19 protein-coding genes are annotated in these 22701 nt (G+C 29.0%); 1 reads left to right on the forward strand and 18 read right to left on the reverse strand.

Features of this window, described 5'->3' with window-relative positions:
- Window positions 1-68 precede the first annotated feature (68 nt).
- The 7 genes from purM to F1564_RS06535 all read right to left on the reverse strand — a co-directional run bounded on the left by purM (window position 69) and on the right by F1564_RS06535 (window position 9787).
- The gene (gene purM, locus F1564_RS06505; protein WP_018449708.1) at window positions 69-1067 is read right to left on the reverse strand and encodes a phosphoribosylformylglycinamidine cyclo-ligase; all 999 of its coding nucleotides are present in this window, start codon (window positions 1065-1067) and stop codon (window positions 69-71) included.
- 64 nt (window positions 1068-1131) lie between these two features.
- A complete protein-coding gene (locus F1564_RS06510) occupies window positions 1132-1950 on the reverse strand; it encodes a hypothetical protein (protein WP_018449707.1) in 819 nt (272 codons plus the stop codon).
- Between the two features lie 9 nt (window positions 1951-1959).
- Window positions 1960-3411, reverse strand: a complete 1452-nt coding sequence (gene purF, locus F1564_RS06515; RefSeq protein WP_018449706.1) for an amidophosphoribosyltransferase — start codon at window positions 3409-3411, stop codon at window positions 1960-1962.
- Between the two features lie 117 nt (window positions 3412-3528).
- Window positions 3529-4245, reverse strand: coding sequence for a phosphoribosylaminoimidazolesuccinocarboxamide synthase (gene purC / locus F1564_RS06520; RefSeq protein ID WP_018449705.1), 717 nt, complete (start codon window positions 4243-4245; stop codon window positions 3529-3531).
- A gap of 120 nt (window positions 4246-4365) precedes the next feature.
- The gene (purE, locus tag F1564_RS06525) at window positions 4366-4845 is read right to left on the reverse strand and encodes a 5-(carboxyamino)imidazole ribonucleotide mutase (protein WP_018449704.1); all 480 of its coding nucleotides are present in this window, start codon (window positions 4843-4845) and stop codon (window positions 4366-4368) included.
- Window positions 4846-4868: 23 nt separating this feature from the next.
- A complete protein-coding gene (locus F1564_RS06530) occupies window positions 4869-5942 on the reverse strand; it encodes a DUF3829 domain-containing protein (protein WP_018449703.1) in 1074 nt (357 codons plus the stop codon).
- Between the two features lie 38 nt (window positions 5943-5980).
- Entirely contained in the window at window positions 5981-9787 is a 3807-nt protein-coding gene (locus tag F1564_RS06535) for a phosphoribosylformylglycinamidine synthase (protein ID WP_018449702.1), read from the reverse strand.
- 514 nt (window positions 9788-10301) lie between these two features.
- Here F1564_RS06535 and hpf point away from each other — a divergent pair.
- Window positions 10302-10622: a ribosome hibernation-promoting factor, HPF/YfiA family gene (gene hpf, locus F1564_RS06540; RefSeq protein ID WP_018449700.1), complete on the forward strand. Its 321-nt coding sequence runs from the start codon at window positions 10302-10304 to the stop codon at window positions 10620-10622.
- A gap of 96 nt (window positions 10623-10718) precedes the next feature.
- On the opposite strand, the gene putP is transcribed toward hpf, so the two are convergent.
- The 11 genes from putP to F1564_RS06600 all read right to left on the reverse strand — a co-directional run bounded on the left by putP (window position 10719) and on the right by F1564_RS06600 (window position 22577).
- On the reverse strand, window positions 10719-12137 hold the full coding sequence (gene putP / locus F1564_RS06545; RefSeq protein WP_018449699.1) for a sodium/proline symporter PutP: 1419 nt from the start codon (window positions 12135-12137) through the stop codon (window positions 10719-10721).
- Window positions 12138-12224: 87 nt separating this feature from the next.
- Window positions 12225-12710 carry a GNAT family N-acetyltransferase gene (locus F1564_RS06550; protein ID WP_018449698.1) on the reverse strand — a complete coding sequence of 162 codons (486 nt, stop codon included), beginning with the start codon at window positions 12708-12710 and terminating at the stop codon, window positions 12225-12227.
- A 382-nt stretch (window positions 12711-13092) separates the two neighbouring features.
- The gene (locus F1564_RS06555) at window positions 13093-13728 is read right to left on the reverse strand and encodes an NUDIX hydrolase (RefSeq protein WP_018449697.1); all 636 of its coding nucleotides are present in this window, start codon (window positions 13726-13728) and stop codon (window positions 13093-13095) included.
- A 69-nt stretch (window positions 13729-13797) separates the two neighbouring features.
- Window positions 13798-15462 (reverse strand): AAA family ATPase, encoded by a 1665-nt coding sequence (locus tag F1564_RS06560; RefSeq protein WP_018449696.1) that lies wholly within the window; start codon window positions 15460-15462, stop codon window positions 13798-13800.
- A gap of 50 nt (window positions 15463-15512) precedes the next feature.
- On the reverse strand, window positions 15513-16442 hold the full coding sequence (locus F1564_RS06565; protein WP_149201924.1) for a hypothetical protein: 930 nt from the start codon (window positions 16440-16442) through the stop codon (window positions 15513-15515).
- 297 nt (window positions 16443-16739) lie between these two features.
- A complete protein-coding gene (locus tag F1564_RS06570; RefSeq protein WP_018449694.1) occupies window positions 16740-17921 on the reverse strand; it encodes a phosphopentomutase in 1182 nt (393 codons plus the stop codon).
- 78 nt (window positions 17922-17999) lie between these two features.
- Complete coding sequence (locus tag F1564_RS06575) at window positions 18000-18896, reverse strand: YdbT family protein (RefSeq protein WP_018449693.1); 897 nt, start codon at window positions 18894-18896, stop codon at window positions 18000-18002.
- 198 nt (window positions 18897-19094) lie between these two features.
- Entirely contained in the window at window positions 19095-20252 is a 1158-nt protein-coding gene (locus tag F1564_RS06585) for a protein kinase domain-containing protein (protein WP_018449692.1), read from the reverse strand.
- Between the two features lie 12 nt (window positions 20253-20264).
- On the reverse strand, window positions 20265-20987 hold the full coding sequence (locus F1564_RS06590; protein WP_018449691.1) for an endonuclease/exonuclease/phosphatase family protein: 723 nt from the start codon (window positions 20985-20987) through the stop codon (window positions 20265-20267).
- Window positions 20988-21042: 55 nt separating this feature from the next.
- Window positions 21043-21792 (reverse strand): DKNYY domain-containing protein, encoded by a 750-nt coding sequence (locus F1564_RS06595; RefSeq protein ID WP_018449690.1) that lies wholly within the window; start codon window positions 21790-21792, stop codon window positions 21043-21045.
- 71 nt (window positions 21793-21863) lie between these two features.
- The gene (locus F1564_RS06600) at window positions 21864-22577 is read right to left on the reverse strand and encodes a DNA-3-methyladenine glycosylase (protein WP_018449689.1); all 714 of its coding nucleotides are present in this window, start codon (window positions 22575-22577) and stop codon (window positions 21864-21866) included.
- Window positions 22578-22701 lie beyond the last annotated feature (124 nt).

The raw sequence follows: 22701 nt of genomic DNA on the forward strand, positions 1-22701 counted from the left end.
TTTAAAATTTTTAAATTTTGACAAGGAGTCAAGACCCCTTGTTTTAGAAATGTATTTTATTTATAATTTTAGTATAAATTAATTTTTTTGTCGCCTTTAACGATAGTTCCTAATTCATAGGCTTCTTCTCCATTTTCAGCTAAGATATCAATAACTGTTTGAGCATCATTTTTATTTACAATAACAACAAATCCAACTCCCATATTGAATGTTCCCCACATTTCTTCTTCTGGAACTTTTGAGAATGTTTCGTGCTTGAATATTGAATGAACTTTTACTTTCGCTTTTTCGATATTTGCACAAAGTCCGTCAGGTATTGTTCTTGGAACATTTTCAATTAGCCCTCCACCAGTGATATGAGCCATTCCGTTAATTTTTACTTCCTTCATTACAGCCTGAACTGGTTTTACATAAATCTTTGTAGGAGTCAATAAATGCTCTCCAATTGGTTTCCCATTGTAAACTTCAGTAAAGTCAGTAAATAATTTTCTAATTAGTGAAAAACCGTTACTATGAGCTCCGCTTGATGGAATTGCAATTAAAACATCGTTTTCTTTAACATCTGAACCATTGACAATTTGATCCTCTTCTACTGCACCTACTGCAAATCCTGCTATATCGTATTCTCCTGGTGTGTAAAATCCCGGCATTTCCGCTGTTTCTCCACCAATTAAGGAAGCTTCTGACTGCAAGCATCCTTCCACAACTCCACTTACAATTTCAGCCGATACATTTGAATCTAATTTTCCACAAGCTAAGTAATCTAGGAAAAATAGCGGTTTTGCTCCGTGACACAAAATATCGTTTATACACATTGCCACACAGTCTATTCCAACTGTGTTGTAAATTCCTGTTTCAAATGCAACTTTTAATTTTGTCCCAACTCCGTCAGTTCCAGAAACCAGCACAGGCTTTTTATAATCTCCTAATTTGTACAATGCCCCAAAACTTCCTAAATCATTCATAACATTGGCATTATACGTACTTTTTGCACCATTTTTTATTTTTTCTACACTTTTGTATCCTTCTTCTTTATCTACTCCCGAATCTTTATAAGAAATTGACATTTTCTCCTCCTAATTTTATTGTATTGATATTTCATATTTATTATTTTATCATCAATGTTTTTAATTAATCCCACCAACGATCAAAAATTGATACTTCATTTTCTCTATACTCTGGATATAACAATGGATTTATTTTTTTCCAAGGTATTGTTAATATGCTTCCTGCATCACTAAATGTATCTGTTAGTTCAAGTGTAGCAAATTCAAATGTTAAGCCTTCATCTGAAAAATAAAATCTTTCTGGAACATTTCCTGTATATCTTGATTTTTCTTCATATTCAAGCCCTTGATCATAATTTTCTTTCAATAACCTTGAAATTCTGCCATCATTTTCCTTATAATTTATTATTATATCTTTTAATTTTAATTTTTTCTTTTTATTAATATCAATATTTATATAATTAACATCGCCATAGTCTCTCACAGCCAATGTAGCACCTCGACTTATACTTTTAAATGAAACAATATTTCCTTTTTGTCCTAAATATACTATAGCTGCACCGAATGTATAATTATAAGCACTTTCATTTTCATAGTTTTCATTATTTAACTTATTGAATTTATTTGAAATCATTTCTTTTAATTTTTCTTTATCAGAAACATTTTTTTCTCCATCAAATATAGCATTACTTAATTCTTTAACTAAAATGTCATTCACCCATTTTATCTTTGTTACAGGTAACATAATTCTATATTCATTATATGCTATACCTTCTGATGTCTTAACATTTTTTACTTTATCAAAAATAACTTCATAATTCACATCTAAATGCGGTACATCACTTTCTATATTTTTATTATATGTATCAGTATACCCAATACTTGCTATTACTATTGACATTATTAAAATAAACTTTTTCATATTCTCATTAATTTCTTTCATATAAATTTTCTATTTTTTTAATTCTTTCAAAGCCTCTTTTTGAATTGGTGTCAACGAAGCATAAAATTCTTCCTCATAATCTCCCAATCCAGCAGGATAATCTCCATTAAAGCACTCCATGCAAAGCCCAGTATAAGGTGCATCAAAATCAAGCCCTATCGAATCAATCAGTCCATCTATGCTAAGAAATGCAAGTGAATCTGCCCCTATATACTCTCTTACTTCCTCAACAGTTTTATTCGCTGAAATCAATTCAGAGGATTTTGAAACATCTATTCCGTAAAAGATAGGAAATTTAAATTCTGGAGAGGCAATACGGACATGCACTTCTTTTACTCCTGCTTCTTTTAACAGTTGAACTATACGGCTTGAAGTTGTTCCACGGACTATTGAGTCATCTATCATAACCACAACTTTATCTTTTACAACACTTTTTACAGCAGATAACTTCATTCTGACACCTTGCTCACGCAATTCCTGAGTTGGCTGAATAAAAGTACGGGCTACATATTGATTTTTTATTAGTCCCATTTCATAAGGCTTTCCAATTTCCTCTGCATATCCGCTTGCCGCTGATAATGATGAGTTGGGAACTCCGATTATCATATCTGCATGTTCAACTGGGGCTTCCTGTGCCAATCTTCTACCACATCTTTTACGGGCAGAATGAACATTTACTCCTGAAATATCTGAATCAGGTCTTGAAAAATACACATATTCCATTGCCGCAATGGCAGTTGAAGTATTTTCAGTATATTTTTCAATTCTATATCCTTCTTTGTTAATGATAATTATTTCTCCAGATCTAATATTTCTAATAAATTCTGCTCCCACGATTTCCAATGCACATGTTTCACTTGCCAAAATATACGCTCCGTTTTTGGTTTGCCCTAAAATTAATGGACGAAATTCAAAGGGATCAACTGCACCATATAATTCCGTTTGAGTTTGAACTAAGAAAGAAAATCCGCCTTTTATTTGTCTTAACGCATCTTTCAATTGGCTTAAAAAGTTCTTTTCTTTACTTCTTCTAATCAAATGAACCAACACTTCTGTGTCTGATGTAGAATGAAAAATCGCACCATGTTCTTCCAGCTCTTTTTTTAATGTTTTTGCATTAATCAAGTTTCCATTGTGTGCCAAAGCAATACTTCCATCAAAAAATTGAAATAAAAATGGCTGAATATTACGTCCGCTACCGCTTCCAGAAGTTGCATATCTAACGTGTCCAATAGCACAACTTCCTTTCAAACGGTTAAAAATTCTGTCATCATTAAATACTTCCGACACTAATCCAGGCCCACGATGTCCATTTACACGTTTACCATCACTTACCACAATTCCTGCCGCTTCTTGCCCTCTGTGCTGAAGACTGTGAAGTCCGTAATAAGTCAGTCTTGCTGCATCAGGATGTCCATAAACTCCAAATACTCCACATTCCTCATTCAAACTCTTAATCATTTGTAGTTTTCCTCCATTTTTATTATAAATATTTTAGTTTATAATTTATCAGTATTTTCTAATTTTATTTAAATGACAAGGGGTCTTAACCTCTTGCTAATATTTAATTTTAGAAATTTATTTTAAAACTTCTTCCAGACGACGAAGCACTTCACGATATGCTCCCATTACATCTCCCAAATCTTGTCTAAATCTATCTTTATCCAATTTTTTAAGCGTATCTTTATCCCAAAGTCTCATTGAATCTGGACTAATTTCATCTGCAAGCAATATATTTCCGTCTTTATCTCTTCCAAATTCAATTTTATAATCTACTAAAATCAAGTTCATTTTGTCAAATAATGTAGACAACAAATCATTAATTAAGAAAGTTTGTTTTTTTATCTCAGCCAATTCTTCTTCAGTAACCAATTCCAATGCTAAAGCGTGATCATCATTCAACAACGGATCTCCTAAATCATCATTTTTGTAAGACAATTCAAAAGTAGGTCTTTTAAAAATTTTCCCTTCTTCAGCCGCATATCTTTTTACAAAACTTCCAGTCGCCCTATTTCTAATAATCACTTCCAAAGGAACAATTTCCACCTTTTTACAAAGCTGTTCCCTTTCATTCAAAGTTTTAATCCAGTGAGTTTTTACACCATGTTTAATTAAATATCCATAAAGTAATGTAGAAATTTTATTATTCAAAATCCCCTTATCTTCCAATTGATCTTTTTTAATCCCATTAAATGCAGTCGCATCATCTTTAAAGTACATAATTATTTCATCTGCTTTATCTGTTTCAAAAATTGATTTTGCTTTTCCTTCGTAAATTTGTTCTCTTTTTTCCATTTTTATTTCCTCCATTTTTTACATTTTTATTTTAAATTTTTTATACTTTCACACAAGGAATCAAAATTCCCTTATCGCTTTTATTTTTTAAATTAAGTTATGTTAGACAAATATTAAAGATTATAGCTCAACTTTTTTCTCATTATCAGCAATAAATTTAGCTTTCATTTCTTTTCTAAATGTAACCAATTTTTCTCTAATTTCAGGATATTTAATCGCAAGAATTTGCACAGCTAACATTCCTGAATTGTATGAATTATTAATTCCAACAGTTGCCACTGGAATAGATTTTGGCATTTGAACAATTGAATAAAGTGCATCCAATCCTTCAATTGCACCATTTAAAGGTACTCCAACTACAGGCAATATTGTTTTTGAAGCAATAACTCCTGGTAAATGTGCCGCAAGTCCAGCTCCAGCGATAATCACTTCTGCACCTCTTTTTTCAACATCAGCTAAAACTTCCTCCAATTTTTCAGGAACTCTGTGAGCTGACAATACATAAGCTTCAAACTCAATCCCAAATTCTCTCAAGCAATTTGCTGCACCTCTCATTTTATCAGTATCTGACTGACTTCCAAAAAATATTGCTACTTTCATTATAATTCCTCCTTCTAAGTTTATTATTTTACTATTAGATTTTGCCGTATATTTATATACATCTCAAGCGTATTTACAACATTGTCAACTGCAAGCGCATTCAAATTATCATAATTTTTATTATCTATTTTATCCAATATTTTTTTAGATAATTCCACACCCTTATCCCCTTGCTCAAGTATTTTTATATACACATCTTTTTTTAAATACATTGAATATATTTTAGAATCTGTTGTTAATTCTTTTGTTTTTTTTAATTGTTTTTCTACTTCCATTAAAATTAACTCTAATTCTGCCCTGTATTTCTTCTGATTCTTTATATCAACATTAAATTTTTCATTTTTTCCAATAGAAATCTCATTCCAGTCATATAATCTGTCATCAAAAATTCCCATTAATAGATTTAATTTTCTTAAATTCATGTATAAATTATCATCAGATATGGAATTTGATATTATTGTTTTTTCTTCCTCGTAATCTTCTTGTTTCACTTTCTTATTAAGTGTTCTAAATATTTGTTTTCTTTTATATAAAATTTTTAAATATTCATCATTTAAAATTTTGCCTTTTGAATAATCATCTTTTTTATATTCTCCAGTTTCATAATAACTTCTAATTTCTTTTATTTTTGCTCTCTCTTCTCGTAGAATATTTATCCAATCCTGTACATACTTATCGAGATCTGCTAATTTAGGCTCTTTTTTTTGTACTTTTTCAAGATTGTCAATCTCTTTATAAAACTTTTCTAATCCAACATCCATTACTTTTTCATATACAAGAAAATCCTCAATATTCTTAGGTGTTCCTTTTACAAAATTATCATTTCCATCTAGGAAGCTTGACCTGTAAACATTATAATAGGCATCTTTATCTGGTGAATAAGCATAACCTGATAAAATCAGGCTATACTCACCTTTTTTATTTCTTATATCTAGTTCCTTTGAGTATTCTTTATCATAATAATTTATCTTCTTATTTTCAGTTTTTTCTGGAAAATGTAATATTTGCTCTATTGGTATTCCATCTTCCTGATTTGACTGACAGCTTATAATAAACAGAAAAGTTATAATCACTAAGAATAATCGTTTTTTATTCATAATTTTATAAAAATTCCTCTCGGTTAAAAATTTATTATTTATTTGAAAAATTTAATTCCATTTCTAAAGATATTTTGTTCTTTATCTCCATAAATATTTTTATAAACATTCTTTCCTTTTCTTTCAGAATGTCCCATTTTACCAAAGATTCTACCGTTATAAGCTAACATTCCTTCAATCGCATAATATGAACCATTTGGATTAAATTGTGAATCCATTGTCGAATTTCCATCCAAATCAACATATTTTGTAGCAATTTGATTGTTTTTGAATAATTTTTTGTATTCATCTTCTGTAATAATTATTCTTCCTTCACCGTGAGAAATTGCTACTGAATGAATATCCCCTTCTTTCATGCTAGAAAGCCAAGGCGAATTATTTGTAATAATTTTTGTTTGCACAATTTTTGACATATGCTTGTCAATTGAATTAAATGTCAATGTTGGTGAAGTTTCATTCAATTCACGAATTTCTCCATAAGGAAGTAATCCTGATTTTATCAACGCTTGGAATCCGTTACAAATTCCTAAAATTAATCCATCTCTCTTCAACAGATTTTCCACTGCTTCTTTAACCTTTTTATTCTTCAGCACAGCAACCATAAACTTAGCTGATCCATCTGGTTCATCTCCCGCACTAAATCCACCAGGTAACATTAAAATTTGCGAATTATTAATTTCTTTGACAAAATTATCAATTGAGCTTAAAATATTTCTATGTGACAAATTATTAAATACACCAATTTTTGCAAGTCCGCCTTCTCTATTAAAAGCTCTTTCCAAATCATATTCTGAGTTCGTTCCAGGGAATACTGGAATAAATACTCTTGGTTTTGCATAAGTGTTAGAAATATTACTAATTACATTTTGAGTTTCGATTTTTTCAAGTTTTTCATATTTTATACCTTTACAATGTGCAGTTTTATGTTCTTCGTCGACTTTTTTCTTAACTGGGAATATTTTTTCAAGTTTACTTTCCCAATTTCCAATTAATTCATCCAAGTCAAAAGTTGTATTATCTATAGTAATTTTCGCATTATCTATAACTTTTCCAAGTAAAACAGCATTTTTATTTTCAATATTTTCAGCAGTTTCTACAATAAATGCTCCATAATTTACCTTAAACCAGTCATTTTCATCAATTTGCGCTGTAACATCTACACCAAGTTTATTTCCAAATGCCATTTTTGCAATGCTTTCAGCAATTCCACCATTTTTTACAGCCACAGCAGAAATAATTTTTTTATTTCTTATATTTTCAGTTATAAAATCAAAGTTTGCTTTTAGCTCGTCAAGTTCTGGCAAATCATTTTCATCATTTGGCGTTGTAATCAAGTACACATTGTTTCCAGCCTTCTTAAATTCGCTAGAAATTACATTTTCCGCATCCGTAACACTCACAGCAAATGATACCAATGTTGGCGGCACAGAAATTTCGTTAAATGTTCCGCTCATTGAGTCCTTCCCACCAATTGACGGCAATCCAAAGGCTTTTTGTATATGCAATGTCCCTAATAATGCTGACAGCGGTTTACCCCATTTTTTAGAATCCTGTCCCAATCTTTCAAAATATTCCTGAAATGTAAATCTGATATTTTTGTAATTTCCTCCACCAGCAACAACTTTTGCCATTGATTCAATCACAGCATAAGCACCGCCGTGGAATGTGCTTTGTTTTGCAACATAAGGATTATATCCGTATCCAACCATTGAAGCAACATCAGTTTCTGCATTGATTACCGACACTTTTTGCACCGAAACTTCCGCAGGAGTCAACTGATATTTTCCACCAAATGGCATTAATACCGTCGTTGCTCCAATTGTTGAATCAAAAGTTTCAACTAATCCCCTTTGCGAAGCTACATTCAAGTCTTTTAAGTTATTTATAAATTTACTTCTAAAGTCATTTCCTTCAATTTCTCTGTTCAAATTCAATTTTGGTGTATTTTCAATTGTAATATTGATGTTTGAAGCAGCTCCGTTTGTATTTAGGAAATCTCTGGAAATATCAACAATCGCTTTTCCGTTGTATTTCATAACAAGTCTGTTTGAATCATTAATTTCAGCTACTTGATACGCTTCCAGATTTTCCTCGTTTGCAAATTCTATAAATTTATCCAAGTTTTGTTTTTCGATAACAACAGCCATTCTCTCCTGCGACTCTGAAATAGCAAGTTCTGTACCATTTAGCCCAATATATTTCACTCTTACCTTATTCAAGTCAATTTCAAGCCCGTCAGCTAATTCTCCAATTGCGACCGAAACTCCTCCAGCTCCAAAGTCGTTACATTTTTTAATTAATTTTGTAACATTTCTATTTCTGAAAAGTCTTTGAATTTTTCTTTCTACAATTGCATTTCCTTTTTGAACTTCTGCACTTGATTTTTCCGAAGATTCTGTTGTATGTTCCTTAGACGACCCTGTTGCTCCACCAATTCCATCTCTTCCAGTTCTTCCACCAAGTAAAATTACAATATCTCCATTTTCAGGCTTTTCCCGAATAATATTTTCAGCAGGTGCCGCTCCTACGACAAGCCCCAGTTCCATTCTTTTAGCCTTGTAGCCTTCATCATAAATTTCATTTACGTGAGTTGTTGCAAGCCCAATCTGGTTTCCATAAGAAGAAAATCCATGTGCAGCCACTTGTGTAATAACCTTTTGCGGTAATTTTCCAGCCATTGTATCTGCAATTTTTTCAGTTGGATCAGCAGAACCGCTAATTCTCACAGCCTGATAAACATAAGTTCTTCCAGATAATGGATCACGGATTGCTCCACCAATACAAGTAGAAGCCCCTCCAAACGGCTCAATTTCTGTCGGATGGTTATGAGTTTCATTTTTAAACTGCAAAATCCATTTTTCAGTAGTTATATTTTTTTCCCCATCTTCATTGATTCTTTCAATTGGCACATCAATATAAATTGAACAAGCATTTATTTCATCTGAAACTTCCAAATCTGGCAAATTCCCATTTTTTCTCTGCTCTTTTCCAAAAATTGTAGCAATATCCATAAGAGTCATCGGCTTTTTAGAAATTCTGTCAGCATGAACGTACTCCCTGCTTTCCAAGTACTCATTAATAGCCTTTTCTATAATATTTTTGTAAGTTTCATTTTCAATTTTTATATCGTCAATGATTGTTTCAAAAGTTGTGTGTCGGCAGTGGTCACTCCAGTAAGTATCAAGAACACGAATTTCAGTTTCTGTAGGATTTCTTTTTTCCTCATTTTTGAAATATTCCTGAATAAATAACAAGTCATTTACTGTCATTGCCAGTTCCAATTTATTTTTTAAATTTTCAATTTCTTCTTTTGTTTTTTCAGTAAATCCATCGTACACAATAACATCATCTTTATTTTCAGTTTCAACATTTTCACTTAAAATGTTCAAATCCTTTTCTCTTGCCTCAACTTCATTTATATAATATTTTTTTATTCTCGCAAGTTCATCAGGAGAAATTTTTCCGTATAAAATTATCAATTTTCCACTCTTTACGTTAATATTATTGTCTTTATCGATTAATAAATTTACACATTGAATTGCAGAATCTGCTCTCTGGTCATACTGACCTGGCAAAAATTCTACTGAGAAATATACATTTTCTGAATCTTTTTCTTCAAACACTTCATCCAGCGATCTAAAAACATTGTCAACATTTATTTCTGAAAATACCGTTGTTTCCAATTTTTCCAAATCATTTTCACCCAAGTTAAACACATCATAAATATTCAGAACTCTCACATCTCTAAGCCCGCTTATGCCTATATTTTCCTTCAAATCACTGAATAAATTCTGTGTTTCTACTCTAAAATCTTTCTTTTTTTCCACAAAGATTCTATAATTCATCTTTATCTCTCCTTCTCTATTTCATATTTTATAAAAAATAAAAATCCAAGCAAAAAAATTACCTAGATTTTCCATATATTTGTATATTTAATTTTTTATATTTTTTATATAACAAAGCAGACAATTTTACAATTTGTCTATTAAAAAATATCCTGATCGCTCTTCTGACAAAAAAATTTTTTTTCATCTTTCCTCCAATAAAATATTTCCCTAAAAAAATCTCACATTACTGTAAAATCTTCTACCTATTAAAAGTATAACAAAATTTTACTATTTTTTCAATACCCAAAAATTATTTCTGTGCCAAAATAAATTACTCTTTTCATAACATATTTTCCCAATATTTCTTAAATCTCAATTTCTTATTTTACTATTTTTTCTTTAATTTAATAGAATTTTATAATATTATTTATAATATTTTACTAAAAAATTTTAATTATTTTATTTTTACTATTGACATTTTGAATTTTCAAGGTACAATATTATTGACATAGATGAAAGGATGTGATGATTTATGAAAATCATTATTAGTGGAAAACAACTTAAAGTCACAGATGCAATTAAAACTTACGCTGAAGAAAAAATAAGCCGAATTTCCAAGTATTCAGATGCTATCACAGAAGTCGATGTTGTTCTGACTGTTGAAGATACAAAATCTGAAGGTCCAGTTCACAAAGCTGACGGATTAGTTTTTGCAAGTGGTACAAAAATAAAAATAGAAGCTGAAAATAAAGACTTATACGCAGCAATTGATGACTTATCAGACAGACTAGAAAGACAAGTTAGAAAGTATAAAGAAAAACAAAAAGACCACAATAAAAAAGGTACTCGTTAATCTTATATCTAAAAAATAAATACTTTAAGAACAAATAAACCTTGATATATAAAAAAAGACTATTTTAGATTTTAAAATTAGTCTTTTTTAAATTTTTTATTTTTTATCTTTATTAATCTTTTCCAAAATATATAAAACTATCACATTCATCAAAAATCCTGGTACAATTTCATAAATTATTTTACCAAGTCCGCTTTGATTCCATAAAATTACTGTAACTGTAGCAACTGTCATCGAAATTAAAATATTCTTCCAGTATATTTCTTTTTTGTATAAAACAAATAAAATCACTGGAGAAAAGACAGCTCCAAATCCAGCCCATGCATAAGACACAAGCGATAGTACTTCTGAATTGGGATTCATTGCAAGTAATGTTGCAATCACAAAAATTATTATTATACAAATTCTTCCAACCCAGATAAGTTCTTTATTTGACTTTTCCCTTTTTACAATATATTTATAAAAATCTTCAGTTAATGTGTTTGAAGCAACCAATAGCTGTGCTGAAATTGTTGACATTATCGCTGATAAAATTGCGGCATATAAAACACCTGCTACCCAAGGATTGAATAATTTCCCTATCATGTAGATGAAGATTTTTTCTGGATCTTGAACTGTTTTATAAAGAGCAATTCCTGTAAGACCTATCGCAATTGAACCAATCAGTGAAATAACAACCCAAACCATTGCAATCAATCTAGCTTTCCATAATTCATCTACACTTTTTATGCTCATAAATTTTACAATTATATGTGGCTGCCCAAAATATCCAAGCCCCCACCCTAATCCAGAAATAATTACTGGTATGCTAAGTGCTTCCGGATATTTCAGCAAATTAATTGAAATATTTTTTTGAGTCATCGCAACATCAATCGCACCACTTCCTCCAACTGCAAAATATGCCACAACTGGGACAATTATAATCGCAAAAAACATCAATATCCCTTGAAAAAAATCTGTCCAAACACCCGCCAGATATCCACCTAAAAATGTATAGAATATTATTGTCCCTCCACCTATCAGTACTCCTAGCCGATAATCAATTCCTAAAAGCGATTCAAATAACTTACCATTAGAAACTAAACCTGAAGCTGAATAAATTGTAAAGAAAAATAAAATTACAATTGCTGAAAAAGTTTTTACATAACCTTTCGTATCATTTGACTTCCTCGATATAAATGTCGGAATTGTTAATGCTTCGTGTTCTTCTGTTTGCATTCTTAATCTCGGTGCTACCAATTTCCAATTTATATAAGTTCCTATAGTTAGCCCTATTATAACCCAAATTTGCTTTAATCCTGATAAATAAACAGCTCCCGGCAATCCTAAGAGCAGCCATCCACTCATGTCGCTTGCTTGAGCTGACATTGCTGTTACCCAGTATCCTACACCTCTTCCGCCTAAAATATATTCTTCATGAGTATCTGTCTTTACATAAAAATATACTCCTATCGCCATCAGAAATAGTAAATATACTCCAAATGTTATAAAAGTCTCTATTCCTCCTGTTGTCATTTCTTATCTCCGTTCTTTTTTATTTTATAACCTATTATATCACATTAACTATTTTTTAGCGATACTACTTTTTTATTTCTCAATTTTTTAAAAAATAATCCTCATATTATACCAAACCGCATCCCCATGAGTCGACTCCGATAACCCTTCATTCATAAACCCAATCTTCCCATAAAACGGAACAAGCCTATCTTTACAAGTCAATACAACACCCTTTCTCCCATCGTTTTTCGCATCTTCCAAAACTTTTCTCAAAACCTTTTCAGCATAGCCTCTATGTCGAAATTCTGGAATCGTATTCACTCCAAAAATCATCTGCCAATCGCCATTTTCATCATGTAAATTAGGATTTTCAAACATTTCATCAGTCAAAATATAATCATTCGTAGCCATTCCATTTACAAACGAAACAATTTTACCATCCTCATTTTCCAAAATCCAAAAAAAATCTGGATAAATTTCCAATCTCCCACGAAAACTCTCTTCAGTTGCCGCCTCTGCAGCTGGAAAACATTCTGCCTCTATTTTCGTCAATTCTTCCAAATCATTAATTGTCGCTTTTCTAATTTTCATTCTTTATTTTTCCTTTTCTAATTTTTTTATAGCCATTTGTAAAAGTCTAAAAATGCAATAAACACAGTATTTTTTATGCTTGATTTTTCTTGTTTTTCTCCGCTTCCTGACAAGGGGTCTTGACCCCTTGCAATCACAAATACTGCTGTTGTTCAATATTTATCGCTTTTACTTTTACAATTGCCTAAAATTTTTTTTTATTAAGAGATTTTAAATTTTTCTGAATAATCAAAAAACTATCTTAATTTAAATAGTATACAACTTAAAAAAAATTTAAGTACTCTCAAGATTTACAAAATTAATATTTTTTTCAAAATAATCAATATCCCTGTTTCTAAAAAATTTTTAACTTATAAAATGTTCTATCTAATTTTAGATACTTCTAATCAAAGACAACCTTCCATTCATCCCTATTTCTATTCGCCTCAAAGCACATTTTTATTTGCTCAGCTGTGATTTTCTTTGTTTCCAGTTCAGGCAATTCATCAATCCCAAAATATCTGCTGTCAACCGTTTCAATATTTTTCTCAAATTTTCCACTCACATATTCACACAAAACAAATACTTTCGTTATACCGTACGGTATCTTTTTGCCTTGATTTTTTGTAACATCAAGCAAAGCTATAATCATCTCAGCACTAGCCTCAATCCCAGCTTCTTCCTTAACTTCCTTCAACACATTTTCCTTCACAGAAAGATAAACATCCGCCCATCCACCTGGCAATGCCCATTTTCCATTACTTTCCTGAATTAAAAGAACTTTATCATTTTCAAAAATCACGCCTCTCACATCAATCTTAGGCGTCTGATACCCACCTTCATTACAAAATAAATCCTTTACCTTTTCCACCGAAATCTCAGTTTTGTGTGCCACCATTTCTGCCGAAATTTCCCTAATTCTCTCAAACCGCTCAATATCAAATTTATCTTTCCCATAAGCAAGTCCTGCTTGTGCTAGACTTTGAAGTTCAATTGCCCAGTCTAGCCATTTTTGTTCTTCTTCTTCATTTTTATTCACTGATTATCACCTACTGTTTTAAAGTTATTAATTAACTGTTATTCTTCAATATTTTTACAAATATCTAATTTATTTACTAAAAACTTTCACTTTTTTCCCATAAAATGCTATCCCTATCTTTAAAATATTTTTTATTCCTCTAGCCTTTAATCTCGTGTCATATTTTTTCTCATCAATCTGTTTTAGAGCTTCTTCTGCCTTTAAAGTCATCCTATTTTCCGTTTTAGAAATTTTAAATTCCATTAAATACGCTTTTTCATTGCTTTTTATTGGAATCATCGCAAGATCATATCTTCCATATCCACTCTCATTATTTGAAATAATTTCATATTTTCCCATTAAAAATCCTACAAGTCCTATCATAAACACTTGATAAATTTTCTCCATTTCACTATCCAAATCAAAATGACTAAGCATATTTACCATTATTTCACCTAATGTCTTTTCAAATTTCTTAATATCTCCACTTTCCAATGCTTTTATCAAAATACTTGTTTTCAATTCTGTTCCAAAAAATCTATTTAAAAACATATTTCCAAAATATTTTCTAATTTCCTTATTTGGAATTTTTAAATTATAAATATTTGTATATTCTAAAGTTTCATCAATTTCAATTTGCTCTTTCGCCTTCGTCAAATATCCGCTATACAAAAACAATTGCCATATTTCATCCTCATTACCCAAAAGACTTTTTATCGTTGTCCCATCTGAAATATACTTTTCAATACTTTCTCCATCAGTAAATCGCTTCAAATCTGTATAAACATCTTCTCCCGCATGATCCAACATATTTTCTAAAAGCGTGTTCCCAGAAACATTTGCCCAATATGCTTTCAATTCTTTCTCTTTTATGTAATTAATAATTGACCAAGGATTATAAATTTCCTTATCTCCAAATCGATATCCATTGTACCAATCTTTAACTTCCTTTGTTTTATACTTCATTTGAAAATAATCCAGCATTTCAATCACTTCATTTTCAAGAAGACCAAAATATTCTGAATAATTTTTACTAAGTATCGTGTTCACATAAAGGTTATTCAAACCAGAAAAAATCCCTTCCTTTATAATCCGAGTTATTCCAGTCAAAATCCCATATTTCAAAGAATCATTAGTTTTTAATGCCGAACTATAAAATACTTGAAAAAAATTTATTGCTTCATTGTAATAACCTTTATCAAAAGCATTAATTATTGGTGCATCATATTCGTCAATTAAAATTATTACTTTTTTTCCATAATACTTATAAATATAATTTGATAATAATTTTAAAGCAGTTTCATAATCACCTTTTTCCTCTTCATAAAATATTTTATCAAATTTTATTTTATCTCGCTTATTCATTATTTCTCTCATATCTTCAAATTCAGCATACAAATCAGAAATAAAAGATTTTAAATTTTCAAAAGTACCTTCCCAAGTATCCGCCCTTAAATCCTTCAACGAAACAAAAATAACAGGATATTTCCCTTGCTCTTTCATATATTCGCTACCAAATATCTTCAATCCCTCAAAAAGTTTCCTATTCTCATCTTTATTTCTCACATCAAAAAAATACTTAATCATCGATATATTAAGCGTTTTCCCAAACCTTCTCGGCCTTGTAAAAAGTGTCACAGCAGCTCTATTTACAAGAATATCTTCTATTAACATTGACTTATCTACATAATAATAATTATCTTTTATAATATCTTCAAAGTTTTCAATTTCTATGGGTATTGCTTTTTTCTCCATAAAATCCCCCCTCTTAAAATTTTATTTATTTCTCATATCTAGCTGTCTAATCATTTTTTTTCTTTTAATATCTCACTTAAAATATCAAAAAACTCTTTATCATTATTTTTAACAGAATATCTTACTACATATACATTATTTCCTAATTTACAATAATTATTACTATCAAATTTATCCTTAAATCTTTCCTCCATTTCTAAATTATCAGTATCAAATACAAAAATACGAAAATTTTTATTTTTAAAAAGTTTATTATATTCACAAATTGATAACAATATCTCACTTTCATTAAAGTTTTCTTCATTTGATTCTAATAAACATGATTCATATTTTAAAAATTTTAATTTCCTATTTTTATACATTTTTTTGTCTTCTTTCTTTAATCTTTTGAAATAATCTTTTAATTTTTTCCAAGTTTCTGGTTTTTCAGTTATAATAAGGTTAGTTTGAGTCTCTAATATTTTTTTTACATTACTCTTTGGATTCCAAAGGCGTTCTTTTATAAAATAAAATATTATTGTTGTAATTAGTTTTATTATTATTTCTTTTGATAAAACTTTCGGATTTTCCTTCCAAATTATAGCACTTAATATTATACGAATATCTATAATTACAATCAAAAAAATCATTAACTGATTAATTGATTGGATTGTCTTTTTTTTCTTTAGAAAAAATTCTACTAAAAAATATAAATAAAATTGTTCTAAAATAGTTATTATTACATTAAATAAATTTAAAATTTCTAAATTTGATTTTTGATTAAAATCAGAATCCAAAAATTTTACCACAATAAGAGATACAACAGTTAAAACCAATACTGCTGCTTTCTCGCATCCATTCTTTTTTATCCATAAAATTGGTAATATTATATATACATAAAACATCATACATATAATTATAATAATGAATATCAATTGTAATTTTGGACACAGAGGTAACATCATTTTTATAACAAATGCAACGCTAAATCCACTAATCAAAACAATTTCTTTAATCCCTATTAATTTATTATTCTTGGGTTTGTTTATTTTACTTTCTTTAATTTGTATAAAAAACATTAATGGAACTAATAATACTATTGGAAACAATATTATCCAATCTATAATCTTTAAAGTAATTATAAAAGTAAAATTTATGTCTAAACTCTTAGAAAAAAATAATGATAAAATAACCTAAATTCCAACAATAATGTACAATAAAGAATAGCATAATTTCCTCATTTTTTCTTTTTTAAAAAGGGCTTGACAATTCATAGTTAATCTCCTTTCCTATTTTTCCTAGTCTTCCAAAACCTCTTTCGCAAAACTCCCCTCATTTTCAGTCCCCAACAAAATTTCCTCAACAGTTGCCGCAATATCAGCAAAAGTTTTTCTAGTTCCAATATTTACATTCTTTTTAACATTTTTACCGTAAATCAATATTGGAATGTACTCTCTTGTGTGATCAGTTCCTTTATAAGTAGGGTCATTTCCGTGATCGGCAGTGATAATCAAGATTTCATCATCTTTCAAGTTTTTCTCAATTTCAGGCAGCCAGTTGTCAAATTCAATCAAAGCGTTTACATAACCTTCCACATTTCTTCTATGCCCATAAACTGCATCAAAGTCAACCAAATTAGTGAAAATCAATCCTTTTGTATCTTCTTTCAATGCCACAATTGTTTTCTTAATTCCATCCAAATTATCCTGGTTAGCTTTTCTATTATCTGTAATTCCTTTTCCATTGAACAAGTCGCTTGTTTTTCCAATTCCAACTACATCAAGTCCAGCTTTTTCCAATCTTTCAAGCATTGTTTCTTTTGGCGGATCAATCGAAAAGTCGTGTCTGTTTGCAGTTCTTTTAAATTCTCCAACTTTTTTACCAACATAAGGTCTTGCAATTACCCTTGCCACAGGCGATTTTTCATTACAAATTTCAAGTGCAATTTCACATGCTTTGTAAAGTTCTTCTAATGGTATAATTTCTTCATTTGCAGCAATTTGAAACACAGGGTCCGCTGAACCGTAAACTATCCAATTTCCAGTTTTAATTTGTTCTTCTCCATATTGGTCAATCGCTACAGTCCCTGAAATTGGCTTATTCAACATAGCTTTTCTTCCTGTTTTCTCTTCAAATTCCTTTATAACCTCATCTGAAAATCCATTTTGGTAATTTGGAAATGGTCTTTCTAGCGGCACACCAGCAATTTCCCAATGCCCAGTCGTAGAATCTTTCCCATGCGATACCTCAATCGCTCTTCCATAGGCCCCTTCAGCACTTTCCACAGCTGGAGTCCCTTCAATCTCAGTAATATTTCCAAGTCCTAATTTACCCATATTAGGCAAACTCATTCCACCATGAGCTTTCGCCATATTCCCTAAAGTATTCGATCCACAGTCATCAAACAAATTCGCATCAGGCAATTCTCCTGCTCCAACACTATCTAAAACTATTATTGTTATTCTTTCTATTTTTTTCATTTTTTTATCTTCCTTTCTTTTTTAGTTAATTATATCTTTTATCTGTTTTAAAAGCAATTAATTTTAAAATTTTTCATTTTATTTTTCTAAATTAGTATATTTTTTATAATTTTTAGGCATAACATTATTCTGAACATAATAGAAATTAAATTTTACACTATCAAAATTTGTATTTTCATAATTAATTATTACTTTTTTATCTGTTTCAAAAAAATCATCCATAATATAAATTTCTTTTTTCTTTTCAGATATTGATATACTGTAATTATTGTATCTTTTCATAATATAATCTTTTCTAAAAAATTTTATCATAGTCATCACTAGTAATAATATTATTATTACAAATAATTCAATCATTAATTCTAAATACCCCCAAGCAATTCCAACTGAAAAAATTACTATTATACAAAATACTGCAAAACACATCATATAATGCTTTTCAAAAATTGAATATTTCACATATAATTTTTCTACATTTACTTTTTCACGAATTTCTTTTTTTGGATAACCTATTTTCTCCAACAAATATTCCAAAATTTCGTCTTTATTTTTTATGTCACAAAAAATATAACTTTTCTCATGATTATTTTCTATTGAAACATCCATTATTAAATTACAGAAATACTTATAAATATTTATTGAGCTGTCAAAATTTAAAAGAATATCATACGATCCTAATATATTTTTTCTCACTGTCAAAGTTTTTATATCATTATATGCAATAGTTTTCTCAAAAAATAGACCTTTTATTTTCACTTTATAATCAGAAAAATCAAATTTCATCTTGCTTTTAATAATCATTACCAAAAGAAATCTGTATACTAAATAACTTATTCCAATAACCAAAAAAATTATTCCAACCTTTTCTTTTTTATTAAATAAAATATCAATTCCTCCTAATAAATGACTTAAATATATTACTAGAAAAAATATATCCCACATATTAATTTCAAACTTTGAATATTTTATTTCCATATAATTTATCTCCAAATTTTACTATTTCTTTCTATATTTTCTCCCTTTCTTCTCTCCAATCGGTTTCAAAATCCCACCTTTTACAAGTTTATTTAAAAATCTTCTTGCTGTTGAATCTGAAAATCAATTTTGGTAGTTTAAAAACGGTCTTTCAAATGGTACTCCAACAATTCTCTTGTTACTATGCTTCTAGTACAATTAATTTAATTCTCTTAATAATTTTTTTACTTCTGTAGAAAATTCTTCCATATTTTGAAATCTATTTTCTATATCACTTATTCCTTTTTCTAAAAAAGCTCTAATTTTTTTATTCTTTATATTGGAAAAATTTCTTTTTCCAGTTAATAAGAATGTTATTAATTGACTTAAAGCATATGTTTCATGCCTTATTTCATAATTTTTAAATCCTACCACCTTTAACTGAGGATCATTTAATGAACCTTTTATATCTGTATTTGTTGAAGTTAAAAAGCTTTCTTCTGTTTTCACTAATCCAAAATCACTTACTTTTATCAAAACATTATTATCATATTTTTTAATTAATATATTATACGGGCTTATATCTCTATGCAAAATATCATTTTGTGATAAATATAAAAAACATCCTAAAATTTGGTGAATTATTTGCTTAATTTTTTCCATATTTGGTTTAGTTTTTTGAATATAATCAAATAATGTTATATCTAAATACTCCATAATATATTTATTTTCAGATGCTAAATATTTATATACTTTGACTATAAAAGGCGAATTTAATCTTTTCATTGTACTAAATTCTCTTCTAAAGCGTTCTATCTCTTTTGAATCTTCACCTTTTAATTTTTTCACTGCAAACCATTCCTCATAATCCTCATCATAATATTTATACACTTTAGCATATGAACCTTCACCAACAGGCTGCAATTTTATACTTTTATTTTTTTTGATTATTGTTTCGTTAAAATAAAATATTGGTTCTGTTTCTATTATATTAATTTTCGAAAAAGTCTCTGGAACAGATGTTCCACCAGATTTACAGATAAATACATTTATTTCTGCTATTTTATCTTTATATTCTTTCTGTAGTTCTATTTTTTGACTATACAAATTAGAAATAAAAATATCTATTTCACTATCTAAACTTATAAACTCTCTTGAATCATCTGCATGAAAATACCTAGATTGTAATTGACTATTCATATATCTAAAAATATTATTCAACCAATTTTGAAAAGAACTACATACTAAACTTAAATTTTCATCTTCAAATTCATATATTTCTTTGTATTTAATTGAAAATTTTCCAAGTTCTCTTAAATCTTCTACAACATTTTTCAAAAAACTTTTTTCACCTTTTGATAATTCCAATTTTTTCACTTTCCTCTCTCATTAAATCTCCAAAACCGCCATATACGGCAAATGATCCGACAGTTTTGTCCATTCCTGCGAATCATCATTTATAAAAAAACTTTGCTTAGTTCTGTAATTTTCACCTTTTTTTGCCATTATATAATCAATTCTCTGTGTTTCAAGATTTCTGTTTTCAAGATTTGATTTATTTTCCAAGTCCTTGCCTTCAAAATAAGTGTCATTCCAGTTTTTACAAATTTCCCAATAATGCTCTGTTGTTGGCAAAAGGTTAAAATCACCACATAGAAATTTTATATCTCCCTTAAAATAATCTATAACTGTCACCAAATCGTCAATTTGGGTACTTTTTACTGCAAGCTCATAATCTAGATGAGTATTTATAACCAAAATATGTTTTTTATATTTTGAACTGTTAATTTGTGCTGCCAAAACCTGTCTTTTTTCATTTCCAGCAGATGGTAGCTCGTGAACATATATATTTTTCACATCATATTTTGAAACAAACGCAATTCCAAACTCCCCTTTGTCAAAATCTATTGCCTTTTGAAAATAATAATAATTATACCCAAGTTCAAGTGCAAAATCCTGGGTTACGTCACGAAAATTACTTCTTTTCGTATTTTTATCAACTTCCTGCAATGCAACAAAATCAGGCTTGTATTTTTTTATGCTTTTTGCCAATTTCTTGCCATCCGCAAGCCTTGCTCCATAAATATTATAAGTCATTATTCTAAATTCCATTTTTTATTTCCTATCCTTTTTATTTTATTTATATAAATAATTAATTTTTTCTTGATTAAAACCATTTCCATTCATCTTTAGTCAAATATTCATAACTTCGATTTTTATCTTTTCCATTTCCATTTGGAAGCACTGCAAATGTATTGTAATCAACATCTTCTAGAATTTTACCTTCAAAATAAATGTTTTTATCATCTTTTATAAATTTTTTATTCAAGAATTTTACTTTATCTTTATTAATCCCTTCTACTTTAAACCCTATCCAAGTATATGTACCAAAACTACTTAAAAATATCCTATTTACATAATAAACATTATATTTGTCTTTTCCATAAAATGAATCAGTATTTACAGTATCTGATAAAAATTCGAATGTTTCAGGATTTTCAATTTTATCAAGTTTCCAAAGTCCTATGCTGCTATTTCCTATATACACATTATTTTTATCTTTCGCAAAATATTCATTTAAAACTTTAAAACTCATAATATCAGCATTTTCTATTCTTTTATCCCGATAATAAATTTTATTATCATTTTTCCAATAATTTTTACCTAATTTTTCAAAATTTTTAATTTTTACATCTTTTACTTTTTCACCCATGTAATAAACATTCTTATCATCTTTTAAAAGAGAAAATCCTATCAACTCAGCAGTTTTCGGATTTGCTCCCTCCAAAATTTTATTTCCATAATAAACATTTCCTTTGTATATTGAATAACTATCTCCTAAAATTTGAATAATATCTCCAAAACCCACATTTGCCAAAACTAGAAATAACAATACTTTTAAGATATTTTTCTTCACATATTCTCCTTTCGATTCAAACCCAAAATTTTATAAATTTCTTTTCAAACAAAAATTACAATAAAAATATCTCACTTCCAAACATCATCTTTCATCTCCGTTTTCCTCATCCCTGAAACAAATCTATTTCCTTCCACAAAAAATCGCAACTTTTTCTCAGTCCAAACACCTTTATTCGGAACTCCAATTCTCGCAGAAGTACCTATTTTCTTAGGATTTTTAGCATTTTCAAAATCAAGATACAAATATTTCTCATCTATTTTAGAAATGTCATATTTAATTCCAAAATTTTTATTTTCTAATTTTTCAGAAAAATTTTCAATTTCAAACATATTTTTCTCAATAATCTGAATTTTCATCTTATAAAATCTATCATCAATCCCAAATGCCTTTGTAAATTTTCCCGGACCATTACTCACTAAAATTCCACTTTTCCCACGATTTTCTTCCATTCTTTCGACATTCAAAATTGGCTCTATCGCTCTAATTAACACACTTTGCGGATTTCCTTTTTCACAAGTGACAATATTTAACATTTTATGAGAGTGTATCGAATGAATATAAACAGTTCCAGCTTTTTCAAATAACGCTTCTACTTTTGGAGTCCGTTTTTTCCCATAACCGTGAGCCGCTCTGTCAAATTCACCCAAATACGCCTCTGTTTCAACAATGTATCCAGCAAATATTTCATTTTTATTCTTTGAAATCAAAATTTTTCCAAGTAAGTCCTTTGCTACCATAATAGTGTCTTTCTTATAAAATTTCTCTATTTCTTCAAAAGTCATTTTTTCTCTTCCTTTTTTTATATTTCCATACTATTTCCCATTAGATAGGAATTCTATTTAATGAGAGATTAAAACTCCTTAGCAAAAAATAAATAAAATATTTTCCTATTTTTCAAATGATATT

The organism is Leptotrichia shahii (genome assembly GCF_008327825.1).
In the GTDB taxonomy this organism is placed as follows: Bacteria; Fusobacteriota; Fusobacteriia; order Fusobacteriales; family Leptotrichiaceae; genus Leptotrichia; species Leptotrichia shahii.